The sequence below is a fragment of the Deinococcus detaillensis genome (assembly GCF_007280555.1).
GTDB classification, from domain to species: domain Bacteria; phylum Deinococcota; class Deinococci; order Deinococcales; family Deinococcaceae; genus Deinococcus; species Deinococcus detaillensis.
This window is the reverse complement of record NZ_VKDB01000043.1, coordinates 1-15,407: the sequence shown is the minus strand read 5'-3', so window position 1 is coordinate 15,407 and position 15,407 is coordinate 1. Positions and strand designations below refer to the sequence as shown.

The window sequence follows — 15,407 nt, the reverse complement described above, 5'->3', positions numbered from 1 at the left end:
CAGATCCTGTTCTCTCAGCGTCCCAGCCATGCGCCACAGCTTAACAGCAGCACCCTCGTCCTTGGACGGGAGCGCCGGAAGCCGCTAATCAGATACCAAAAAACATTTGGGAGAATAAACGGCTGAGTGTGTTTTTGGCTCAGCCAATTATTCTCCCAAAAGCTGTAAGTGAAATTGAGCGGAATACGTAACAGCGAAGGTAAAGTTTCTGAAAAAGTGATGAACTGATTCAGATTGTTGTGTTCATTTCGACAATCTGATCTCAATCGCTTGTCTCTGACAATGCTCTGACAGGCCTGTTAAATGAAGAGTGCCGACCCCGGTCATTCTGCTTTCTTCCAGAATGGCACCGAACGCTCAGCCCATCTTAGAATTCGAATGTTCTTCTTTTCCCACTCTTTTAGTTTTAACGGCGCTACTCAGGCTGTCCGGCTGGACGAATTTTGCAGCAATTGCAGAACTATTCGTCCAGAACCCGCGTAACATCAAAAGGCTCCACGAATTTATTCTGATGCTCTTCGATTAAATGAAGTGGCCTGTAAACGTTACTTTTCTGGCGGCCACTTTGCAAACACCAAGGTGTCGCGCAGTTGCTCAGGATGTTGGGCGTCTCTGGCATTGCGCTTGAGCCTCGCTTCTAATTCGTAACCCAGCCGCTCGGGCACGGCGGCGCTTTTGTGGTTGCGCGGGTCACAGCGAATTTCGAGGCGCTCCAAGCCGAGGCCGCCGCGCTGAGCTGGGGTAAGGGCCAAGTCCGTCAGGGCGGCGGCCATTTCGGTGACGTAGCCGTGCCCGAGGTGGCGGGAGTCTAGCCAGTAGCCGATGTCGCCCGCCGGAACGCTCCAGTCGATTCGGTGAAGACCGCATGAGCCGATAATCTGCCCGCCTTTCAGCATCAGGTACATCAAGTCCTCGCCCTGCAAAAACCGGTCATGGGCGCGGGCCATGCTCTCGCTTTGCTGCTCGGGGGTGCGGGGCTGCTGCGCCCAGGGCATCCAGGGCCGCAGGTGCTCCAAGTTGGCATTGACCGCCGCCGCCATCAGCGGGCCGTCGGCGGCGGTGGGTACCCGCAGCAGCAAACGCGGCGTGCTCAGGCTCTCGGGAAAGGCAACAGGTTCGGGCATCTGCCGAGCTTAGCGTCAGAGCCTGCGGGTCGTAGCAGATAAGCGGTTTGGTTGCAAACAACGCCCGCCCGTTCGCCCGCGACTCCACTTCACTTCCTCTAAACTGCCGCTATGCCTGACAACCGAGTACCCGATTCGCAATACCTGATCTTGACGGCTGAGCAGCAGCGCTGGGCGACCTACGCGCCGCGTATGGAAGCGCTTGTGCAAGCCAACTTGACACCCGCTGGCGCGGCGAGTTGGCTTGCCGATTGGAGCGAACTGAGCAAGGAAATCGCGCAGGTGGGCGCGGTGCTGAGCCTGAGGGCCGACCTCAACACCGCCGACCTTGAAGCGCAGCGGGCGCTGAGCGCTTTTCAGGAGGAATTGGTGCCGCCGCTGGGCCGCGCTGAGCAGGCCCTGCGTCAGAAACTGCTGGCGCTTGAAGGCTACCAACCCGCACCCGATTTTGCGCTGGCATACCGCCGAATGCGTGACGACGCAGCCTTTTACCGCGAAGCCAATCTTGAGCTGAGTGTGGTGCACGCCGCCCAGATGCAGCGCCACGCTGAGATCACCGGCGGCCAAACGGTGGAGTTTGGAGACTCCGAGCTGACTGTGCCGGAAGCCGAGAGCTTGCTGGGAAGCGCTGACCGGCTGCGCCGCGAGCAGGTCTGGCAAGCCATGGCCCGCAGCCGCGCTGAAATGAAGCCCGCGCTGGACGGCCTGCTGCTCGAACTGCTCGCCACCCGCCGCCAACTGGCGCTGAACGCCGACCTCAAGCGTCGAGACGGCCTGGGCGATTACCGCGCTTACCGCTGGCAAGAGCTTGACCGGGTGGATTACACCCCGCAGGACTGCCTCGACTTTCACGCGGCCATCTTGAGCGAAGTGGTGCCGCTGGCCGCCTCAATCATGGACAGCAAGAGAGAGCAACTCGGCCTCGAAAGCCTGCGGCCCTGGGACTACTCGCGCCGCACCGCCCTCGACGCGCAGGGCCGTCCGCCGCTGACGCCCTTCAAAAGCGCTGCGGAGCTGGAAGGCATTGCCGAGCGGGTCTTTGACGCCCTCGATCCGGCACTCGGCGCACAATTTGGACAGATGCGCGGCGAACTGCTGGATTTGGCCAGCCGCCCCAACAAGATGAGTCACGCCTACTGCTCGAGTTTGCAGGCCAGCGGTGTGCCGTTCGTGGTGATGAATGTGGTGGGCACCGCCAACGATCTGAAGGTCTTGCTGCACGAAATGGGCCACGCCTTTCACTTTTTTGCCAGTGCCCGCGCCCAGCCGCTGATTTGGAACCGCTGGAGTCCGCTGGAGTTTATCGAAGTGCCCAGCATGGCCATGGAGTTTTTGGCACTCGGTGAGTTGCAGGCCGCCTACCTCCCCGCCGACTTGGAGCGGGTGCGCCGCGAGCAACTCGAAAGCAGCATTCTCTTTTTGCCTTGGGCCGCGCAGATGGACGCTTTTCAGCACTGGCTGTACTCCGAAACCGGCCCGCAAGTCAGTATTGCCGAGCTTGACGCCAAATGGCTGGAACTCGACCGCGCTTTTCACCCCTGGTTGGATTGGTCTGAGCTGGACGGAGTCGAGCGGGCCTCGGGGTGGCAGTATTACCACATTTTCCGCGCTCCGTTTTATTACCTCGAATACGCTATGTGCAGCCTGGGGGCGTTGGGCATTTGGCGGGCCTCGCAGCATGACTGGGCGGCGGCGTTGCAACGTTACAAAGACGCGCTGAGCCTCGGCAACACCGTCAGCGTGCCGGAACTCTACAAAGCGGCGGGTCTGGAGTTCCGCTTTGACCGCGCTTACTTGGCGGAGATGATGGTCTTTGTGCAGAAACAATGAGCAGCGTGGGAGCCGACCTGAGCGCTAGACTGCAAGTCCCGGTTCCTCCATTTCTATTCAAAGTGTAAAAAGGAGTTTTTATGACGACCTTACCCCGCACGACTTCCGGCGAACGCGCCGCCGCTTTGTTGCCGCAGCTCACCGCTTGGCGCAGACACCTGCATGCCAATCCTGAACTCGGCTTCCACGAGCACCAGACCTCGGCCTACATCGCTGCCGAGCTCGCCAAGTTCCCGCACCTGACCGTCACGCGGCCCAGCGAGACCAGCGTGCTGGCAGTCTTGAAGGGCGGCAAGCCCGGTCAGACGGTGCTGTTGCGGGCCGACATCGACGCCCTGCCGATCACTGAAGAAAACAGCTTCGAGTTTGTCAGTCAGAACAAAGGCGTGATGCATGCCTGCGGCCATGACGGACACACGTCCATGCTGCTGGGCGTCGCCAAGTTGCTCAGCGAGTCGCCCGAAGAAGTGAACGGCGAAATCCGGATGATCTTCCAACACGCCGAGGAAATTGGCCCCGGTGGCGCGGAAGAACTCGTTCAAAGCACTTCACTGATGGACGGAGTAGACGTGGTGACTGGCCTGCACCTCGCCTCCCAGCTTCCGACGGGCGTGGTGGCGGTCAAGCCGGGAGCGTTTATGGCCGCGCCCGACAGCTTCCAGATCACCATTCGCGGCAAAGGCGGGCACGCCGCCCACCCTGAGCAGGCCATTGACCCTATCGCGATAGGCGCACAGGTCGTCACCAACTTGCAGCACATCGTCAGCCGCAACGTCAGCGCCATTGACAATCTGGTGGTCAGCGTGACGTACTTTCAAGCCGGAACCACCCACAACGTTATCCCTGACACCGCTGAGCTGATGGGCACGGTGCGCTCGTTCGACCCCGAATTGCGTGCGCGTGCGCCCGGACTGCTGGAGCGCGTCATTAAGGGCGTCGCTGAAGCACACGGAGCAACCTACACTTTCCAGTACGACATGGGCTACCGCCCACTCATCAACACAGACTGGGTGGCCAACAAGCTAATGGAGATCGCCAAAGCCGAAGTGGGCGAGAATGCTCAGCTGGCCCAGCCCAGCATGGGCGGCGAGGACTTCTCGGCCTACCTGACCAAAGCCCCCGGCGCGTATTTCAATGTGGGCAGCGGCAACGAACTGCTCGAAAGCGATTACCCGCACCACCACCCCCGCTTCACTCTGGACGAAGAAAGCCTGGTGACGGGCGTGCGGATGCTCCACGCGGCGGCTTTGGAATTGGGCAAGCCGAGCTAAGGAGAACGACATTTATCTCTGGGTAAACTGAGCGGTTGGGCAGTGGGCTAGTTCGTCTCAGCCCGCTGCTTTTTTGATCTTTACTTGTGTAAGCGGGCCAAGAGCGGCAGTGTGAAGCTGGGAAGTACCCTCTTACCTTTCGACTGGTGACCCGCTTTTCATCTCCGCCAGCATTACCCGCAGCACATCGGCTTTTTGCCAGCCTCCGGGTTTGAGCTGCTTGCCGTCGGCGCGGCGTGGGCCGCTGGTTTTGCTGAGATTGGCGCGGTGGACTTCGGCAAACACTGCGTCGGCGTCCACGCCCAGCGCTCCCAAAGCGCCGTAAGTGACGTAGAGCAAGTCGGCCAACTCGTGTGCCAGCGGCGCGAGATCGGCGGGTGTGGCGGCCAGATTGGCGCTGAGGTGCTGAAATTCGGCTTCCACTTCCTGCATTTCTTCTCGCAGCAGGGTCAGGCGCAGGCTCAGCCGCTCAGCGTTCGGCACTATGGGACGCTTTGGATACGGCGAGTCAATGGCGACGTGAAAGGCTTGCACTTTTTGGGCGTTACTTTCGGGGACTTCCGTTTGAAGCGGGAAACCGGACATGCCTTCAAGTTAGCGCTTCAGGGTCTGTCGGCCTCGCTGCTTATCAGGGCGGGTTGCAACTGCGCTTGGGTCAGCCGCAGGGTTTTGCCGAGCGTGACTTGCAGCTTAAGCGTCCGCATGGCACACAGCCGGGCCACTTTGTCACAGACAAAAAGCTGAGCACTGAGGGTGCCCTGCGCAGGAGTCTTGCCGGCTCCTCGGCCGCCCAGCGGCAACCGGAAGCGCAGCGGCTCCAGCGTGCCGAAATATTCGGCGTAGTCGGCGTGGCGGTTGGGTGTGCCGAGCGGCCTAAGGGTTTGCGTCTGTCCGCCTACGCTGAGGGTCAGTTGGTTGGGCGCGAAACGGCTCAGCAACACGCCGGAAGGCAGTTCAACAGTCATCTCAGCGGCAGCATTCTGTTGAGCAGCCAGCAGCGTAGCTGGTAGAGCGAGGGTAAGAAGGGCCGTCTGAAGCATCTGTGTCACCTTAACGGCTGGGTTGGGACTGGGTTGTGGCACGCGCTGCAAAAGGCCGCCGTAGACTTGCCCGCCGCCCCGACATCCAAAAAAACCATCCCCCGAAGGAGATGGCTTTAGACGTTTTAGTTGATAACGTGGTGATCAAAGCAGGCAACTGGACTTGAACCAGTTCGGCGGCCTAATGTTTCATAAGAACACTTCTCACAACAACACTCTCGGCCTACTCGCACGCCCGTTCTTGGGAGGTGGGCGAAACCCTCCAATTCCTCTGTACAGAAAAGCGGTGCAACAAACCAACTCAGGAACTAAAAGCCAGTATCTACCCAAGTGATGTGCTAATTATGTGGTTGAGGTAAAGATTTATTTATATTCGTGACGCAGCAAAACAAGTCTCCGATTGGCCTAGAGCGTGCCGCCTTGATGCCGCGCTCACTCACCAATAATAGTGGGCATGACTTCCCCAGCTTCCAGCTCTGTATCCACCCAGCGTCACGTCGCTTTCGATTGGGGCGGCGTATTTACCATCGGCACCTTTGATGGGCGCTCCACTGGCAAGGTGGCCGAGCGCGGCGGCGTCAGCGTGGAAACGGTGCGCCAAAGCTATTTCCAGCATGTGCGCCAGCTCGAAGTCGGTGCGTGGACGCTGCCGCAGTTCTGGGCGACTTTGCAACAAGAAACTGGAGTGGAGTTTGCTTATGAAGAATTTGAAGCCCTTTATCTGAGCAGCGTCCATGACAACGCCCCGATGTACGCCGCGCTCGCCGCTTTCCCCAAGACCGTCCGGGTGGGCCTGCTCAGCAACAACTATCCGGTGGTGAGTGATCACCTGCGGGCGCGGCCCGAGTTCACCCGCTTTGACGCTCTGGTGTTTTCCAACGAAATCGGCATTAAGAAACCTGACCCCCAATCGTTCGCCGCGCTTGAGGAGGCCATGCAGCGTCCCGCCGCGCAGACCGCTTTTGTAGACGACGTGCAAGAAAACATCGACGCCGCCAACGCCTACGGTTTTCATGGCCTGCTCTACTCCCACGAGCGGCATGAGGCCTTTGAAAAAGAGTTGGCGGCTTGGCTGGGCGTCTGATCGGCGGGCCGGGTTTGAGCCCTCGCCTTTTTAGCCTTCGTCAATTTTGTGGAGCTGCTCGATACGCCCCGCAAGTTCCGGCAAGTCCAGCGCCCGAAATGCCCGCGCCGCTCGGGTGGTTCCGGCGCTGTCGATTCGGTTTTGGTTCCAGCCCGCGATCAGCATGGCGCAGCCCTGAAGCGCTTCGCTGACCTGCTCTTTGTGAAACATGGCGGCGAGGTTGCCTGCCTGCGGAGGTCGGCTTTGTTGGGCCTGGGCCTGCACGTCTAACATCACCTGCATAAACACTTGGTCTAGGCGGGCGCGGTCAGCGGCAGCGACGGGTTTGCCAGCGGTACTGGCCGCCGTGTTGTTGGGAGAGTTACTGGGTGGGGTCATGCTCTCAGTGTAGGCGCGTGATAGACTAAGGGGTAGACCCGAAAAACGGGCAAAGGACAAAAAGACCATGAGCGATCAGCACCAACCCGAAGGCGAGCAGCAAGACACCATCAACGCGGCTGCCGCAGAAGAGCAGACCGAGCACACTGAGCAGCAAGAGGCTCCCGCCGCTGTGCAGAGCATTTTGCCCCACCTCGAAGGCGAGGAAATTGACGAGGACGCTGAATTAGACGCCGAAGAAGCAGAAGGCGAAGACGGTGAGGACAGCGAGGACGACGAAGAATTTATCGACGCCGGACAGCTGTTCTCGATGCTCAACAAGTTGCAAGAAACGCTTGACGAGCAGGGCAAAGAAATCCGTGGCCTGCGCCGCGAGATGCGCGAACTGCGCGAAAGTCAGGGCGCGGGTGCAGGTGCGGGCCGCGAAAATGCTGAACGCGGCGGCTTCAAGCCCCGCGAAGACCGTGGCAACGACAGAGGCGGCGAGCGCAGCAGCGGCGGGTATCAGGGCAACCGTGAAGGCGGCTTCCGCCCCCGCGAAGACCGTGGCGAGCGTAGCGGTGGAAGCGGTGGTTATCAGGGCAACCGTGAAGGTGGTTTCCGTCCCCGTGAAGACCGTGGCAACGACAGAGGCGGCGGCAGCGGCGGCTATCAGGGCAACCGCGAAGGCGGCTTCAAACCCCGTGAAGACCGTGGCAACGACAGAGGCGGCAGCAGCGGCGGGTATCAGGGCAACCGTGAAGGCGGCTTCCGCCCCCGCGAAGACCGTGGCGAGCGTAGCGGTGGAAGCGGCGGATACCAAGGCGGCGGCGACCGTGGTGGATTCAAGCCCCGCGAGAGCAGCAGCGGCGGCTATCAGGGCAACCGTGAAGGCGGCAGCTATCAAGGCGACCGCAGCGCCCCCCGCCGCGAAACGAGCAGTGGCGGCAGCTCAGACAGCGACTCTCGCCCACGCGCCCGGCGCGATATGGGCTGGGGTGGCTCGGGCCGCCGCGACGACAAATAAAGTTGAGAGAAGTACGAAAGGCCGGAGCAATCCGGTCTTTTTTTGGCCCGCGTTTGGCCGCTGCTGTTTCCTCAACACCACTCAACCTCTTGCCAACCAAAGCTGAAGCGCGGCGGTTATGCCTGACAACTCAGGTCAGATGAACGACGACACCAACACTGAGCTGGAACCACAAACAGTTCTCAAGCCTGAGCTAAGCTGAGCGCATGACCTTACAACCAGCCGATGTGATCGTGGTGGGCGCGGGCCTCGCGGGGCTGGTGGCCGCCGCCGAAGTCGCCGACGCGGGCAAAACAGTGCTGCTGCTCGACCAAGAAGGTGAGCAAAGTCTCGGCGGTCAAGCCTTCTGGTCGTTGGGCGGCCTTTTTTTGGTGGACTCGCCGGAGCAGCGTCGCCTCGGCATCCATGATTCGCACGAGCTGGCCAGCCAAGATTGGCTCAACACGGCGGGCTTTGACCGGCCCGAGGATCACTGGCCGCGTCAGTGGGCGCAGGCGTACCTGGCGTTCGCGGCGGGCGAGAAACGCAGTTGGCTGAGATCTCAAGGCGTTCAGTTTTTTCCGGCGGTGGGCTGGGCCGAGCGCGGTGGACAGGGCGCGGGCGGCCCCGGCAACAGCGTGCCGAGGTTTCACATCGTCTGGGGCAGCGGGCCGGGCATTGTCGAACCGTTCGAGCGGCGGGTGCGCCAGCACGTTCAGGCGGGGCGCATCCAGTTTGCTTTTCGCCACCGGGTACGTGGACTGACCCTCTCGGCGGGGCGAGTGACCGGCGTTCACGGCGACGTATTGGAATCCTCGGAGGCGGCGCGGGGCGAGCGCAGCTCAAGGGTGGTGGTGGGCGAGTTCGACTTGACGGCGGGGGCGACCATTCTCACGTCCGGCGGCATCGGCGGCAACCCCGAACTGGTGAGGCAAAACTGGCCCACCGAGCGTCTCGGCCCCGCTCCCGCCTTCATGATCACGGGTGTTCCGGCGCATGTGGACGGCCAGATGCAACTCGCCGCCCAGGCCGCTGGAGCCAGCTTGATCAACCCGGACCGGATGTGGCACTACACCGAGGGGATTCGGAACTGGAATCCGATTTGGCCGGGTCACGGCATCCGGGTGCTGCCGGGGCCGAGCAGCCTGTGGCTCGATCCCAGCGGGCGGCGGCTGCCATTTCCCCATTATCCCGGCTTCGACACGCTCGGCACCTTGCAGCACATCACCCGAAATGGCTATCCCTACACCTGGTTTTTGCTCAACCGGGCCATCATCAAAAAGGAATTTAGCTTATCGGGCAGCGAGCAGAACCCGGATTGGACCAACCGCGATATCGGCTTGTCGCTGAAACGGGCAGGCCGTAACGTGCAGGGGCCGGTGCAAGCGTTTATGGATCATGGAGCCGACTTCGTGGTGCGTTCCAACTTGCCCGATCTGGTGCGCGGCATGAATGAGCTGATCGGTAACGAGGCCGTGAACTACGAAACGGTGGAGCGAGAAGTCCGTGAGCGCGACATCCAAACCCACAACGACGTGGGGAAAGACACCCAACTCGCCCTCGTCCGGTCGGCCCGCGCCCTGCTCAGTGAGCGCCTGACGCGGGTGGTGAGGCCCGCTCCGATCCTTAATCCGGCGGACGGGCCGCTGATTGCCGTCAAGATGAACATCCTGACCCGCAAAACCTTGGGGGGACTGGAAACCGATTTGCAAGCCAGGGTTTTGGCTCCCGGCGGCGCGGTGATGCCGGGCCTCTACGCGGCAGGCGAGGTGGCGGGTTTCGGCGGCGGCGGCGTTCACGGCTACCGCGCTCTGGAGGGCACCTTTTTGGGCGGCTGCCTGTTCAGTGGGCGGATAGCCGGGCGCTCGGTGGCGCAGGAGGTTTGAGGTAGGGGAGAAAGACCCGGTGACGTAGCCAGCCCCGACTTTACGCCGCGCCGGGCTGAAGCCAGAAGCCCAGCCCCGGCAAAATCGGTAGCGAGACACCTGCCAGGGTCAGGAGAATCTGGACCCATACCAACACGTCTTCAGCGCAGGCCTCGGGCGTTCCTGGGTCTGAGCACGAGTCTCAGACGCTCGCGGTGCAGGGCTTCGAGTTCGGTGAGTTCGGCGCTGTAGTCGTGATCGGCTGGCTTGCTGGGATCGTAGGCGAGTTCATCCAGCACCTCAAGCTCGAAGGCGTCCGGCCCCCTTTCTGTCCAGCGCCGCTGAATGTCTTTGTCTGGATACACTCCAGCGTCGAGCTGAAAGCGCACACGGTTGACGCCGCCTTCCACGTGAGGGCTGAAATCCAGCAACGTCAGGTCGGAAGCTGGGCAGCGTAGCACGTAAATACCCATTCTGGGCGTGAAGTTCTTGTAAGCGCGGGGCTGAGTCTGGGTCATACTGGTCGCTCCATTCACTTTGCTTCGAGTTGTCAGGGGTTCAGGTCGTCAGGCCCTCGATGGCCCACTCGCCGCCGCGCATCAGCGTCACGCGGCTGCCGTCTGGCTTCACACCGTCCACGTTCATGCTGGGCGTGCCGATCATCCAGTCTTCGTGAATTAGTGAGTCGTTGCCGCCGCTCTGGGCTGGGTCTTGGCTAAACGTAAAGGGGTAGGCGCGGCCCAGGGCGAGGTGTGAGGCGGCATTCTCGTCAAAGAGGGTGTTGTAGAAGAGTCGTCCGGTCTGCGCGACGGGAGCGCTGGCCGCCACCAGCGCCACTTCCCCGATGTGCCGCGCACCCTCGTCGGTGTCGAGCAGCTTGAGGAAAGTCGCCTCGCCGCTGTGGGCGCTGGCCTCCACCACCTTGCCGCTCTCAAAGCGCACCCGAATGCCCTCCACCGTCTCACCCCTGACCAGGAGCGGCTTGCTGGCCACCGCCACGCCGTCGACCCGGTCTCGGTGCGGCGCGGTGAACACTTCGTCGGTGGGCATGTTCGGCACGATTTTCACGCCCGCCTTGGTGTGGTCTTCCACGCCTGCCCAGAGGTGGCCCTCGGCCAGCCCCACCGTCAGGTCGGTTTCGCCGTTCGGGTCGGCAAAATGCAGCGACGCAAAGTGCTGGGTATTCAGAAAGTCGCGCACCTTGCCCAGCCGGGCGATGTGGGCTTGCCACGCCGCCACCGGATCAGGCGTGTCGGCCCGCGTCACCTTGAAAATGTCGCGCCAGAGAGCCGAAACCGCTTCTTCCGGCGCGAGTTCGGGGTAGACCTTGATGGCCCAGCTCGGAATGCTGATTGCCCCGATGCACCACGCCGCCTCGAAGCCCATCATTTTTTGACTGACTGGGCGCATGACGGCGGCCCGCAGCGTGGCCGTTTTGGCCAGCCGTTCCGGGTCGGCTCCGGCCATCAGATCGGGGTCGCTGCCGTCCAGTGTCAGGAAGGAATAGCTGTCTTCGATCATCCTGAGGGCTTCGTCGGGGAGCCACGACGGAACATACTCGATGGCCGCGTCGGGAGCGGCGTCCATCTTGAGGCGGGCGAGTTGCTCGTCAACGTAACGCACCACCACGCTCAACGCTCCGGCCTGATAAGCGCTGCGGGCCACCAGCCGGGCCAGATCGGCCGCTTCCAGCGGCGCATTGACCAGCAGTTTGCCGCCCGGTTGCAGGTTGACGCCTACCTTGACCAGCAGTTCGGCGTAGCCCGCGAGGAGGCGTTGAAAGTCGGCAGTGTTGGAATCTGGGGCGGTGCTGGAAGCTGGGTGAGAGGAAGTCATGCCGCTCATGCTACGCCTCCTGCGCAAGTGGGTTGACGGCCGCTTGTTCAGTGGGCCGCCAGTACACACCGTTGCCGCGCTCCAACAGTCCGCGCATAATTAGTTCACGGCGCAAGGTAAAAAAGTCAGGGTGATACGTGCCCAGAAGTTCGTTGACTTCGCGCTCCGGGTACTCGCGGCCCACTTCAAATTCGTTGACCAGCACTTCTAAAATGACGTCCCGCTTTTTGCGCTGAGCAGGAATGGCGCTGAGCTTGCCACCTTTGAGGAACGTCTGAATGACCTTGGCACGGTAGCGCTCGGCTTCGGTTCGGGAAGGAGGTTGCTTTGATTCGGCCCGCACCAGTTGCGCCAGTGTGGGCGCGAAGGCGGCTTGGTGCGCCCGGTAAAAGCGGTGGTGGCCCGACTGCTCCGCCGTGATCAGTCCGGCGTCGTCGAGCTGCGCGAGGTGGTGGCTGACCGTGGCCGCCGACAAATTCAGCAGCTTGCACAGCTCTTCGCCGCTGCGGGCGCGTTCCCAAGTCAGCCGAACCAAAAGCACACGGGCTGGATGCGACAGCGCTTTGAAGAAGTCGGCGGCGTCTTGAACGTTATTCAAGGCGCTGCTCGGCGAATTTTGAGTTGTTGGCGCTCCACCACTTTGAAGCCTGCGCGGTGAATCTCCAGTGTAGCCTGAAGGGTGTCTAAGCGCACCCGCGCTTTGGTGGCGGTCAGTGCTTCGCCTTCCGCTTGGGCCAGCGCCAGATCACGCTCGGCATTGCCGATCAAGCGGCTGAGGGTGCTTTCAAAAAAGTGGGTCGGGTCGGTGAAGATCTGTTCGCTCATTTCGTCATTCCTCTAAATAAGCTTACTTTGTTTCGATAAAGAGCGAAATAAGCGTGGTGGCCTAGAGCGCCTTTTACCGCCTGCTTACACCCTCAAACGCCGTCCACTTGCCGCAGCCGTACCCGCGTGATTCTGAGGCCCTCCACCGCTTCGGCGGTCAAATCCACGTTCTGCACGTGTACCGTGATGCCGGCAGGCGGCAAGGTGCCGTAAGCGGCCAGCACCAAGCCCGCCACCGTGTTGGCGTCGTCAGACACCAGCTTGAAGCCGAGGTCGTCGCGCAGCTCCGAAAGTGTCACTTCGCCGTCCAAGCTGTACGAGCCGTCGGGGTTGTGGATGATGCGTGGGTCGTCTTCGTCCAGCTCGATCACGTCTTCGATCAGGTCGTCCATCGTGACAAAGCCCAGTGTGCCGCCGTATTCGTCGACCACTAAAGCGGCGTGAACCCGCTCGCGTTTGAAGAGGGCCAGCAAATCTTCCGCCGTCTCCGACTCGGCCACGCTGGGCAGTTTGCGGAGCAGGCGGCGCAAATTAAATCCCGCGCCCGCACCGGCTTTGTTTCCCAGCAAGCTGCGGGCGCGAATGAAGTCTTTGATGTGCAGCACGCCCACGATGTTGTCTAGGCTCTCTTCGTAGACCGGGAAGCGGCTGCGCGGAGCCTCGGCGATCAGGGTGTGAATGGCTTCGGCGCTGGCGCTGATGGAAAGGGCTTTGAGGCGGGTGCGCGGCGTCATCAGCTCGGCGGCAGTGTGGTCTTCGAGCGCGAAGATATTTTGAATCAGGTTTTGCTGGGCGTCGTCAATTTGCCCGCCTTCAGCGCTCTCGCGGGTCACAATTGCCAGTTCGCGGCTGGAATACAGGAAGCTGTTTTCACCCGGATCGCGGATGCCCAAAAGCCGCATCAGCCCCACGGCCATGCCGCTGAGCAGCCACACCAGCGGCGCAAAAATCACTGCAAATAAGCGCATCAGCGGGCTGACACTCAAGCTGGTGGATTCGGGCAGTTGCAGCGCCAGCCCCTTGGGAATCATCTCACCGAAGACAATATGCATAAAGGTGATGGCCAGCAAGCTGATCACTGCTCCGGCCGAGTGCGCCGCGCCCTCGCCGAGTCCCAGCCGCTCAAAAGGCGCGTAGAGCCAGCCTGCCAGTTCGTGTTCGCCGTACATGCCCAGCCCGATGCTGGCAAGCGTAATGCCGAGTTGCGCCACGGCGATATAGCGGTCTTTGTTCTGGGCGCTGCTCATCACTTGGGTCAGGGCGCGGGCGGCGGCATTGCCTTCTTTGGCAAGACTCTCCAGGCGCGATACTCTGGCGGCCAACAGCGAGAATTCAGCCGCCACGAACACACCGTTGACAACGACCAGCACCAGAATAATGAGGATCGGCACGAGGTAGGTGCTCACGCTTCGCCCCGCTTTTTGGAGGTGACGATGATGCTCTGGTTGTCTTCACGGTCAAAGCTGATGCGGCGCACAGCGCGGCGCTCCATACTCTCGACCCGCATCACCAACTCGCCCACCCGTACTTCGTCGCCCACCATCGGCAGCCGCCCCATCTCGGCCCAGATCAGCCCGCTGATGGTGTCGGCTTCTTCAGTGGGCAGCTCCAAGCGCAACTCGGCGTTCACGTCGTCAATCAGTAAGTCCCCGCGCACGCTGACGCGCCGCTCGACTTGGCTGTAGGCCTCGTCTTCTTGGTCAAACTCGTCTTGAAGGTCGCCGAAAATTTCTTCGATGGCGTCTTCGAGCGTGACCATGCCCGCCACGCCGCCGTATTCGTCCACCACTATGGCGCTGTGGCGGCCAGCCTCACGCAGCTTGCGCCATAGCAGCGGCACGGCGGTGGCGTCGGCCACGATCAGCGGCTTATACATGATCGTGGCGACTGCCGCTTCGGGCCGCTGGCGCGAGCGCAAATACAGCGTCCGCAAATTCACCACGCCCACCACGTCATCTATCCCGCCCTCACCGATCACCGGAAAGCGGGTGTAAGCGCTGGTGGACAGCCGTCCCAGCGCGTCGGCGAGGTGTTCGGCGTGCCCCACCGTCACTAGGCGGGTGCGCGGCGTCATGATTTCGCGCACCACCCGGTCTTCAATGTTCAGCACCCCTGCCAGCATTTGCCGCTCGGCGGCGTCAATCAGGCCGCCTTTGGCGCTGGCACTAAACAGCGCCTGCAACTCGTCGGGGGAGTGGACGTGGGTGTGACTGTGTTCGCCGCCCACCCCGACGCGCCGCAGAATTTGCGAGGCCGCGCCGTTGAGCAGCGTAATTAGGGGCCTGAACAACACCAAGCTAAACTGCATCGGTTTTAGCAGCGCCAGCGCCAGCCGCTCCGGGTAACGCAGGGCCACGGTCTTGGGCAGAAGCTCGCCCAACACCACTTGCAGCACCGTGATAATCAGCAGCACCACCACCGTTGCCGCCGCCGCGCCGCCCACCTCGCCCAGATACGGCGTCAGCAGTGGCGCGAGCTGGGCCTGCCCATACGCGCCCGAGAGCAAACTGGTCAGCGTGATTCCGACTTGACAGGCTGCCACGTAATCGTCGAGGCGGCGCGGGTCGTGCAAGATGCCTGCCAGCGTCTTGGCTTTGGCGTTTCCGCCGTCAGCCCGCTCCTGCAAGCGGCTGCGGCGTGCGCCGACAGTGGCAAACTCAGCCGCCACATACAGGGCGTTGAGAGCGGTGAGAACGAGCAAAATAAAACTGGGAAGGAGGGCGCTCACAGGGCCGTAAGAACTGGCCGTGAACTCGGCGGCTCCTCAACTTCTAGGCAAACGACAATCAAAGACATCTGAGATTAGTTTAGCGGGTTTGAGAGCGCAGGAGGAGTGCAGGTTGCTGGGTTGGGTTCAGCTGTGCTTACTTGCCGAGCATTGGTGAGGAGCAGCCGCTCCCAGTGGCCCAAGACGAGTGATAGCGCCCAAGCTGCTTCAGCACGTCTCCAACACGGCTGAGACGATGCCACAATCTGAGGTTTTTTGCTCCCTGTGCCAAATGGCAAAAGTAAACAGTTGACAAGACTGGGAAAGGGGGGTATTGTTTCTGAGCCTCCGAGTGAGGCGAGATGCATGACAGATGAACGGTAAGTGACGATGAGGGCTGCTCCGACAGGAGCAGGTGAGCGGTTCATTCCCCCGAATGAACTCCAGATTCACGCTCGGTCT

General features: G+C 61.5%; 15 protein-coding genes. 5 read left to right on the top strand and 10 right to left on the bottom strand.

Annotated elements, in window-relative coordinates; genetic code table 11:
- Positions 1–545: 545 nt before the first annotated feature.
- A complete protein-coding gene (locus FNU79_RS18015; RefSeq protein WP_143722184.1) occupies positions 546–1,124 on the bottom strand; it encodes a GNAT family N-acetyltransferase in 579 nt (192 codons plus the stop codon).
- 111 nt (positions 1,125–1,235) lie between these two features.
- Here FNU79_RS18015 and FNU79_RS18010 point away from each other — a divergent pair, with 111 nt between their 5' ends.
- Both FNU79_RS18010 and FNU79_RS18005 read left to right on the top strand, forming a co-directional pair.
- Positions 1,236–2,954, top strand: a complete 1,719-nt coding sequence (locus FNU79_RS18010) for a M3 family oligoendopeptidase (RefSeq protein WP_143722183.1) — start codon at positions 1,236–1,238, stop codon at positions 2,952–2,954.
- 80 nt (positions 2,955–3,034) lie between these two features.
- Positions 3,035–4,225 (top strand): amidohydrolase, encoded by a 1,191-nt coding sequence (locus tag FNU79_RS18005; RefSeq protein ID WP_143722182.1) that lies wholly within the window; start codon positions 3,035–3,037, stop codon positions 4,223–4,225.
- 132 nt (positions 4,226–4,357) lie between these two features.
- Here FNU79_RS18005 and FNU79_RS18000 read toward each other — a convergent pair whose 3' ends face one another.
- Together FNU79_RS18000 and FNU79_RS17995 are read right to left on the bottom strand one after the other, a co-directional pair.
- Positions 4,358–4,810 carry a pyrophosphohydrolase domain-containing protein gene (locus FNU79_RS18000; RefSeq protein WP_143722181.1) on the bottom strand — a complete coding sequence of 151 codons (453 nt, stop codon included), beginning with the start codon at positions 4,808–4,810 and terminating at the stop codon, positions 4,358–4,360.
- Between the two features lie 17 nt (positions 4,811–4,827).
- Positions 4,828–5,265, bottom strand: a complete 438-nt coding sequence (locus tag FNU79_RS17995; protein WP_143722180.1) for a hypothetical protein — start codon at positions 5,263–5,265, stop codon at positions 4,828–4,830.
- A gap of 454 nt (positions 5,266–5,719) precedes the next feature.
- On the opposite strand from FNU79_RS17995, the gene FNU79_RS17990 reads away from it, so the two are divergent.
- Entirely contained in the window at positions 5,720–6,349 is a 630-nt protein-coding gene (locus tag FNU79_RS17990) for an HAD family hydrolase (RefSeq protein WP_143722179.1), read from the top strand.
- 30 nt (positions 6,350–6,379) lie between these two features.
- Here the strand turns inward: FNU79_RS17990 and FNU79_RS17985 are convergent, their stop codons facing one another.
- Entirely contained in the window at positions 6,380–6,727 is a 348-nt protein-coding gene (locus FNU79_RS17985; protein ID WP_143722178.1) for a hypothetical protein, read from the bottom strand.
- Between the two features lie 67 nt (positions 6,728–6,794).
- Here FNU79_RS17985 and FNU79_RS17980 point away from each other — a divergent pair, with 67 nt between their 5' ends.
- Positions 6,795–7,733, top strand: a complete 939-nt coding sequence (locus tag FNU79_RS17980) for a hypothetical protein (protein WP_225430166.1) — start codon at positions 6,795–6,797, stop codon at positions 7,731–7,733.
- Positions 7,734–7,939: 206 nt separating this feature from the next.
- On the top strand, positions 7,940–9,598 hold the full coding sequence (locus FNU79_RS17975; protein ID WP_143722177.1) for an FAD-binding dehydrogenase: 1,659 nt from the start codon (positions 7,940–7,942) through the stop codon (positions 9,596–9,598).
- 140 nt (positions 9,599–9,738) lie between these two features.
- Here the strand turns inward: FNU79_RS17975 and FNU79_RS17970 are convergent, their stop codons facing one another.
- The 6 genes from FNU79_RS17970 to FNU79_RS17945 all read right to left on the bottom strand — a co-directional run bounded on the left by FNU79_RS17970 (position 9,739) and on the right by FNU79_RS17945 (position 14,966).
- Entirely contained in the window at positions 9,739–10,095 is a 357-nt protein-coding gene (locus tag FNU79_RS17970; RefSeq protein ID WP_143722176.1) for a GIY-YIG nuclease family protein, read from the bottom strand.
- 40 nt (positions 10,096–10,135) lie between these two features.
- Complete coding sequence (locus FNU79_RS17965) at positions 10,136–11,413, bottom strand: aminopeptidase (RefSeq protein ID WP_143722175.1); 1,278 nt, start codon at positions 11,411–11,413, stop codon at positions 10,136–10,138.
- 10 nt (positions 11,414–11,423) lie between these two features.
- Positions 11,424–12,011 (bottom strand): metalloregulator ArsR/SmtB family transcription factor, encoded by a 588-nt coding sequence (locus tag FNU79_RS17960; RefSeq protein WP_143722174.1) that lies wholly within the window; start codon positions 12,009–12,011, stop codon positions 11,424–11,426.
- Positions 12,008–12,238: a hypothetical protein gene (locus FNU79_RS17955; protein WP_143722173.1), complete on the bottom strand. Its 231-nt coding sequence runs from the start codon at positions 12,236–12,238 to the stop codon at positions 12,008–12,010. The genes FNU79_RS17960 and FNU79_RS17955 overlap by 4 nt, the downstream gene beginning before the upstream one ends.
- Before the next feature lie 92 nt (positions 12,239–12,330).
- Entirely contained in the window at positions 12,331–13,644 is a 1,314-nt protein-coding gene (locus FNU79_RS17950; protein WP_143722172.1) for a hemolysin family protein, read from the bottom strand.
- The gene (locus FNU79_RS17945; protein WP_143722171.1) at positions 13,641–14,966 is read right to left on the bottom strand and encodes a hemolysin family protein; all 1,326 of its coding nucleotides are present in this window, start codon (positions 14,964–14,966) and stop codon (positions 13,641–13,643) included. The genes FNU79_RS17950 and FNU79_RS17945 overlap by 4 nt, the downstream gene beginning before the upstream one ends.
- Between the last annotated feature and the right edge of the window lie 441 nt (positions 14,967–15,407).

Bases quoted from the DNA above. Each gene is read 5' to 3' on its own strand.
- FNU79_RS18015 (WP_143722184.1), bottom strand. From the start codon at position 1,124: ATGCCCGAACCTGTTGCCTTTCCCGAGAGCCTGAGCACGCCGCGTTTG.
- FNU79_RS18010 (WP_143722183.1), top strand. From the start codon at position 1,236: ATGCCTGACAACCGAGTACCCGATTCGCAATACCTGATCTTGACGGCT.
- FNU79_RS18005 (WP_143722182.1), top strand. From the start codon at position 3,035: ATGACGACCTTACCCCGCACGACTTCCGGCGAACGCGCCGCCGCTTTG.
- FNU79_RS18000 (WP_143722181.1), bottom strand. From the start codon at position 4,810: ATGTCCGGTTTCCCGCTTCAAACGGAAGTCCCCGAAAGTAACGCCCAA.
- FNU79_RS17995 (WP_143722180.1), bottom strand. From the start codon at position 5,265: ATGCTTCAGACGGCCCTTCTTACCCTCGCTCTACCAGCTACGCTGCTG.
- FNU79_RS17990 (WP_143722179.1), top strand. From the start codon at position 5,720: ATGACTTCCCCAGCTTCCAGCTCTGTATCCACCCAGCGTCACGTCGCT.
- FNU79_RS17985 (WP_143722178.1), bottom strand. From the start codon at position 6,727: ATGACCCCACCCAGTAACTCTCCCAACAACACGGCGGCCAGTACCGCT.
- FNU79_RS17980 (WP_225430166.1), top strand. From the start codon at position 6,795: ATGAGCGATCAGCACCAACCCGAAGGCGAGCAGCAAGACACCATCAAC.
- FNU79_RS17975 (WP_143722177.1), top strand. From the start codon at position 7,940: ATGACCTTACAACCAGCCGATGTGATCGTGGTGGGCGCGGGCCTCGCG.
- FNU79_RS17970 (WP_143722176.1), bottom strand. From the start codon at position 10,095: ATGACCCAGACTCAGCCCCGCGCTTACAAGAACTTCACGCCCAGAATG.
- FNU79_RS17965 (WP_143722175.1), bottom strand. From the start codon at position 11,413: ATGACTTCCTCTCACCCAGCTTCCAGCACCGCCCCAGATTCCAACACT.
- FNU79_RS17955 (WP_143722173.1), bottom strand. From the start codon at position 12,238: ATGAGCGAACAGATCTTCACCGACCCGACCCACTTTTTTGAAAGCACC.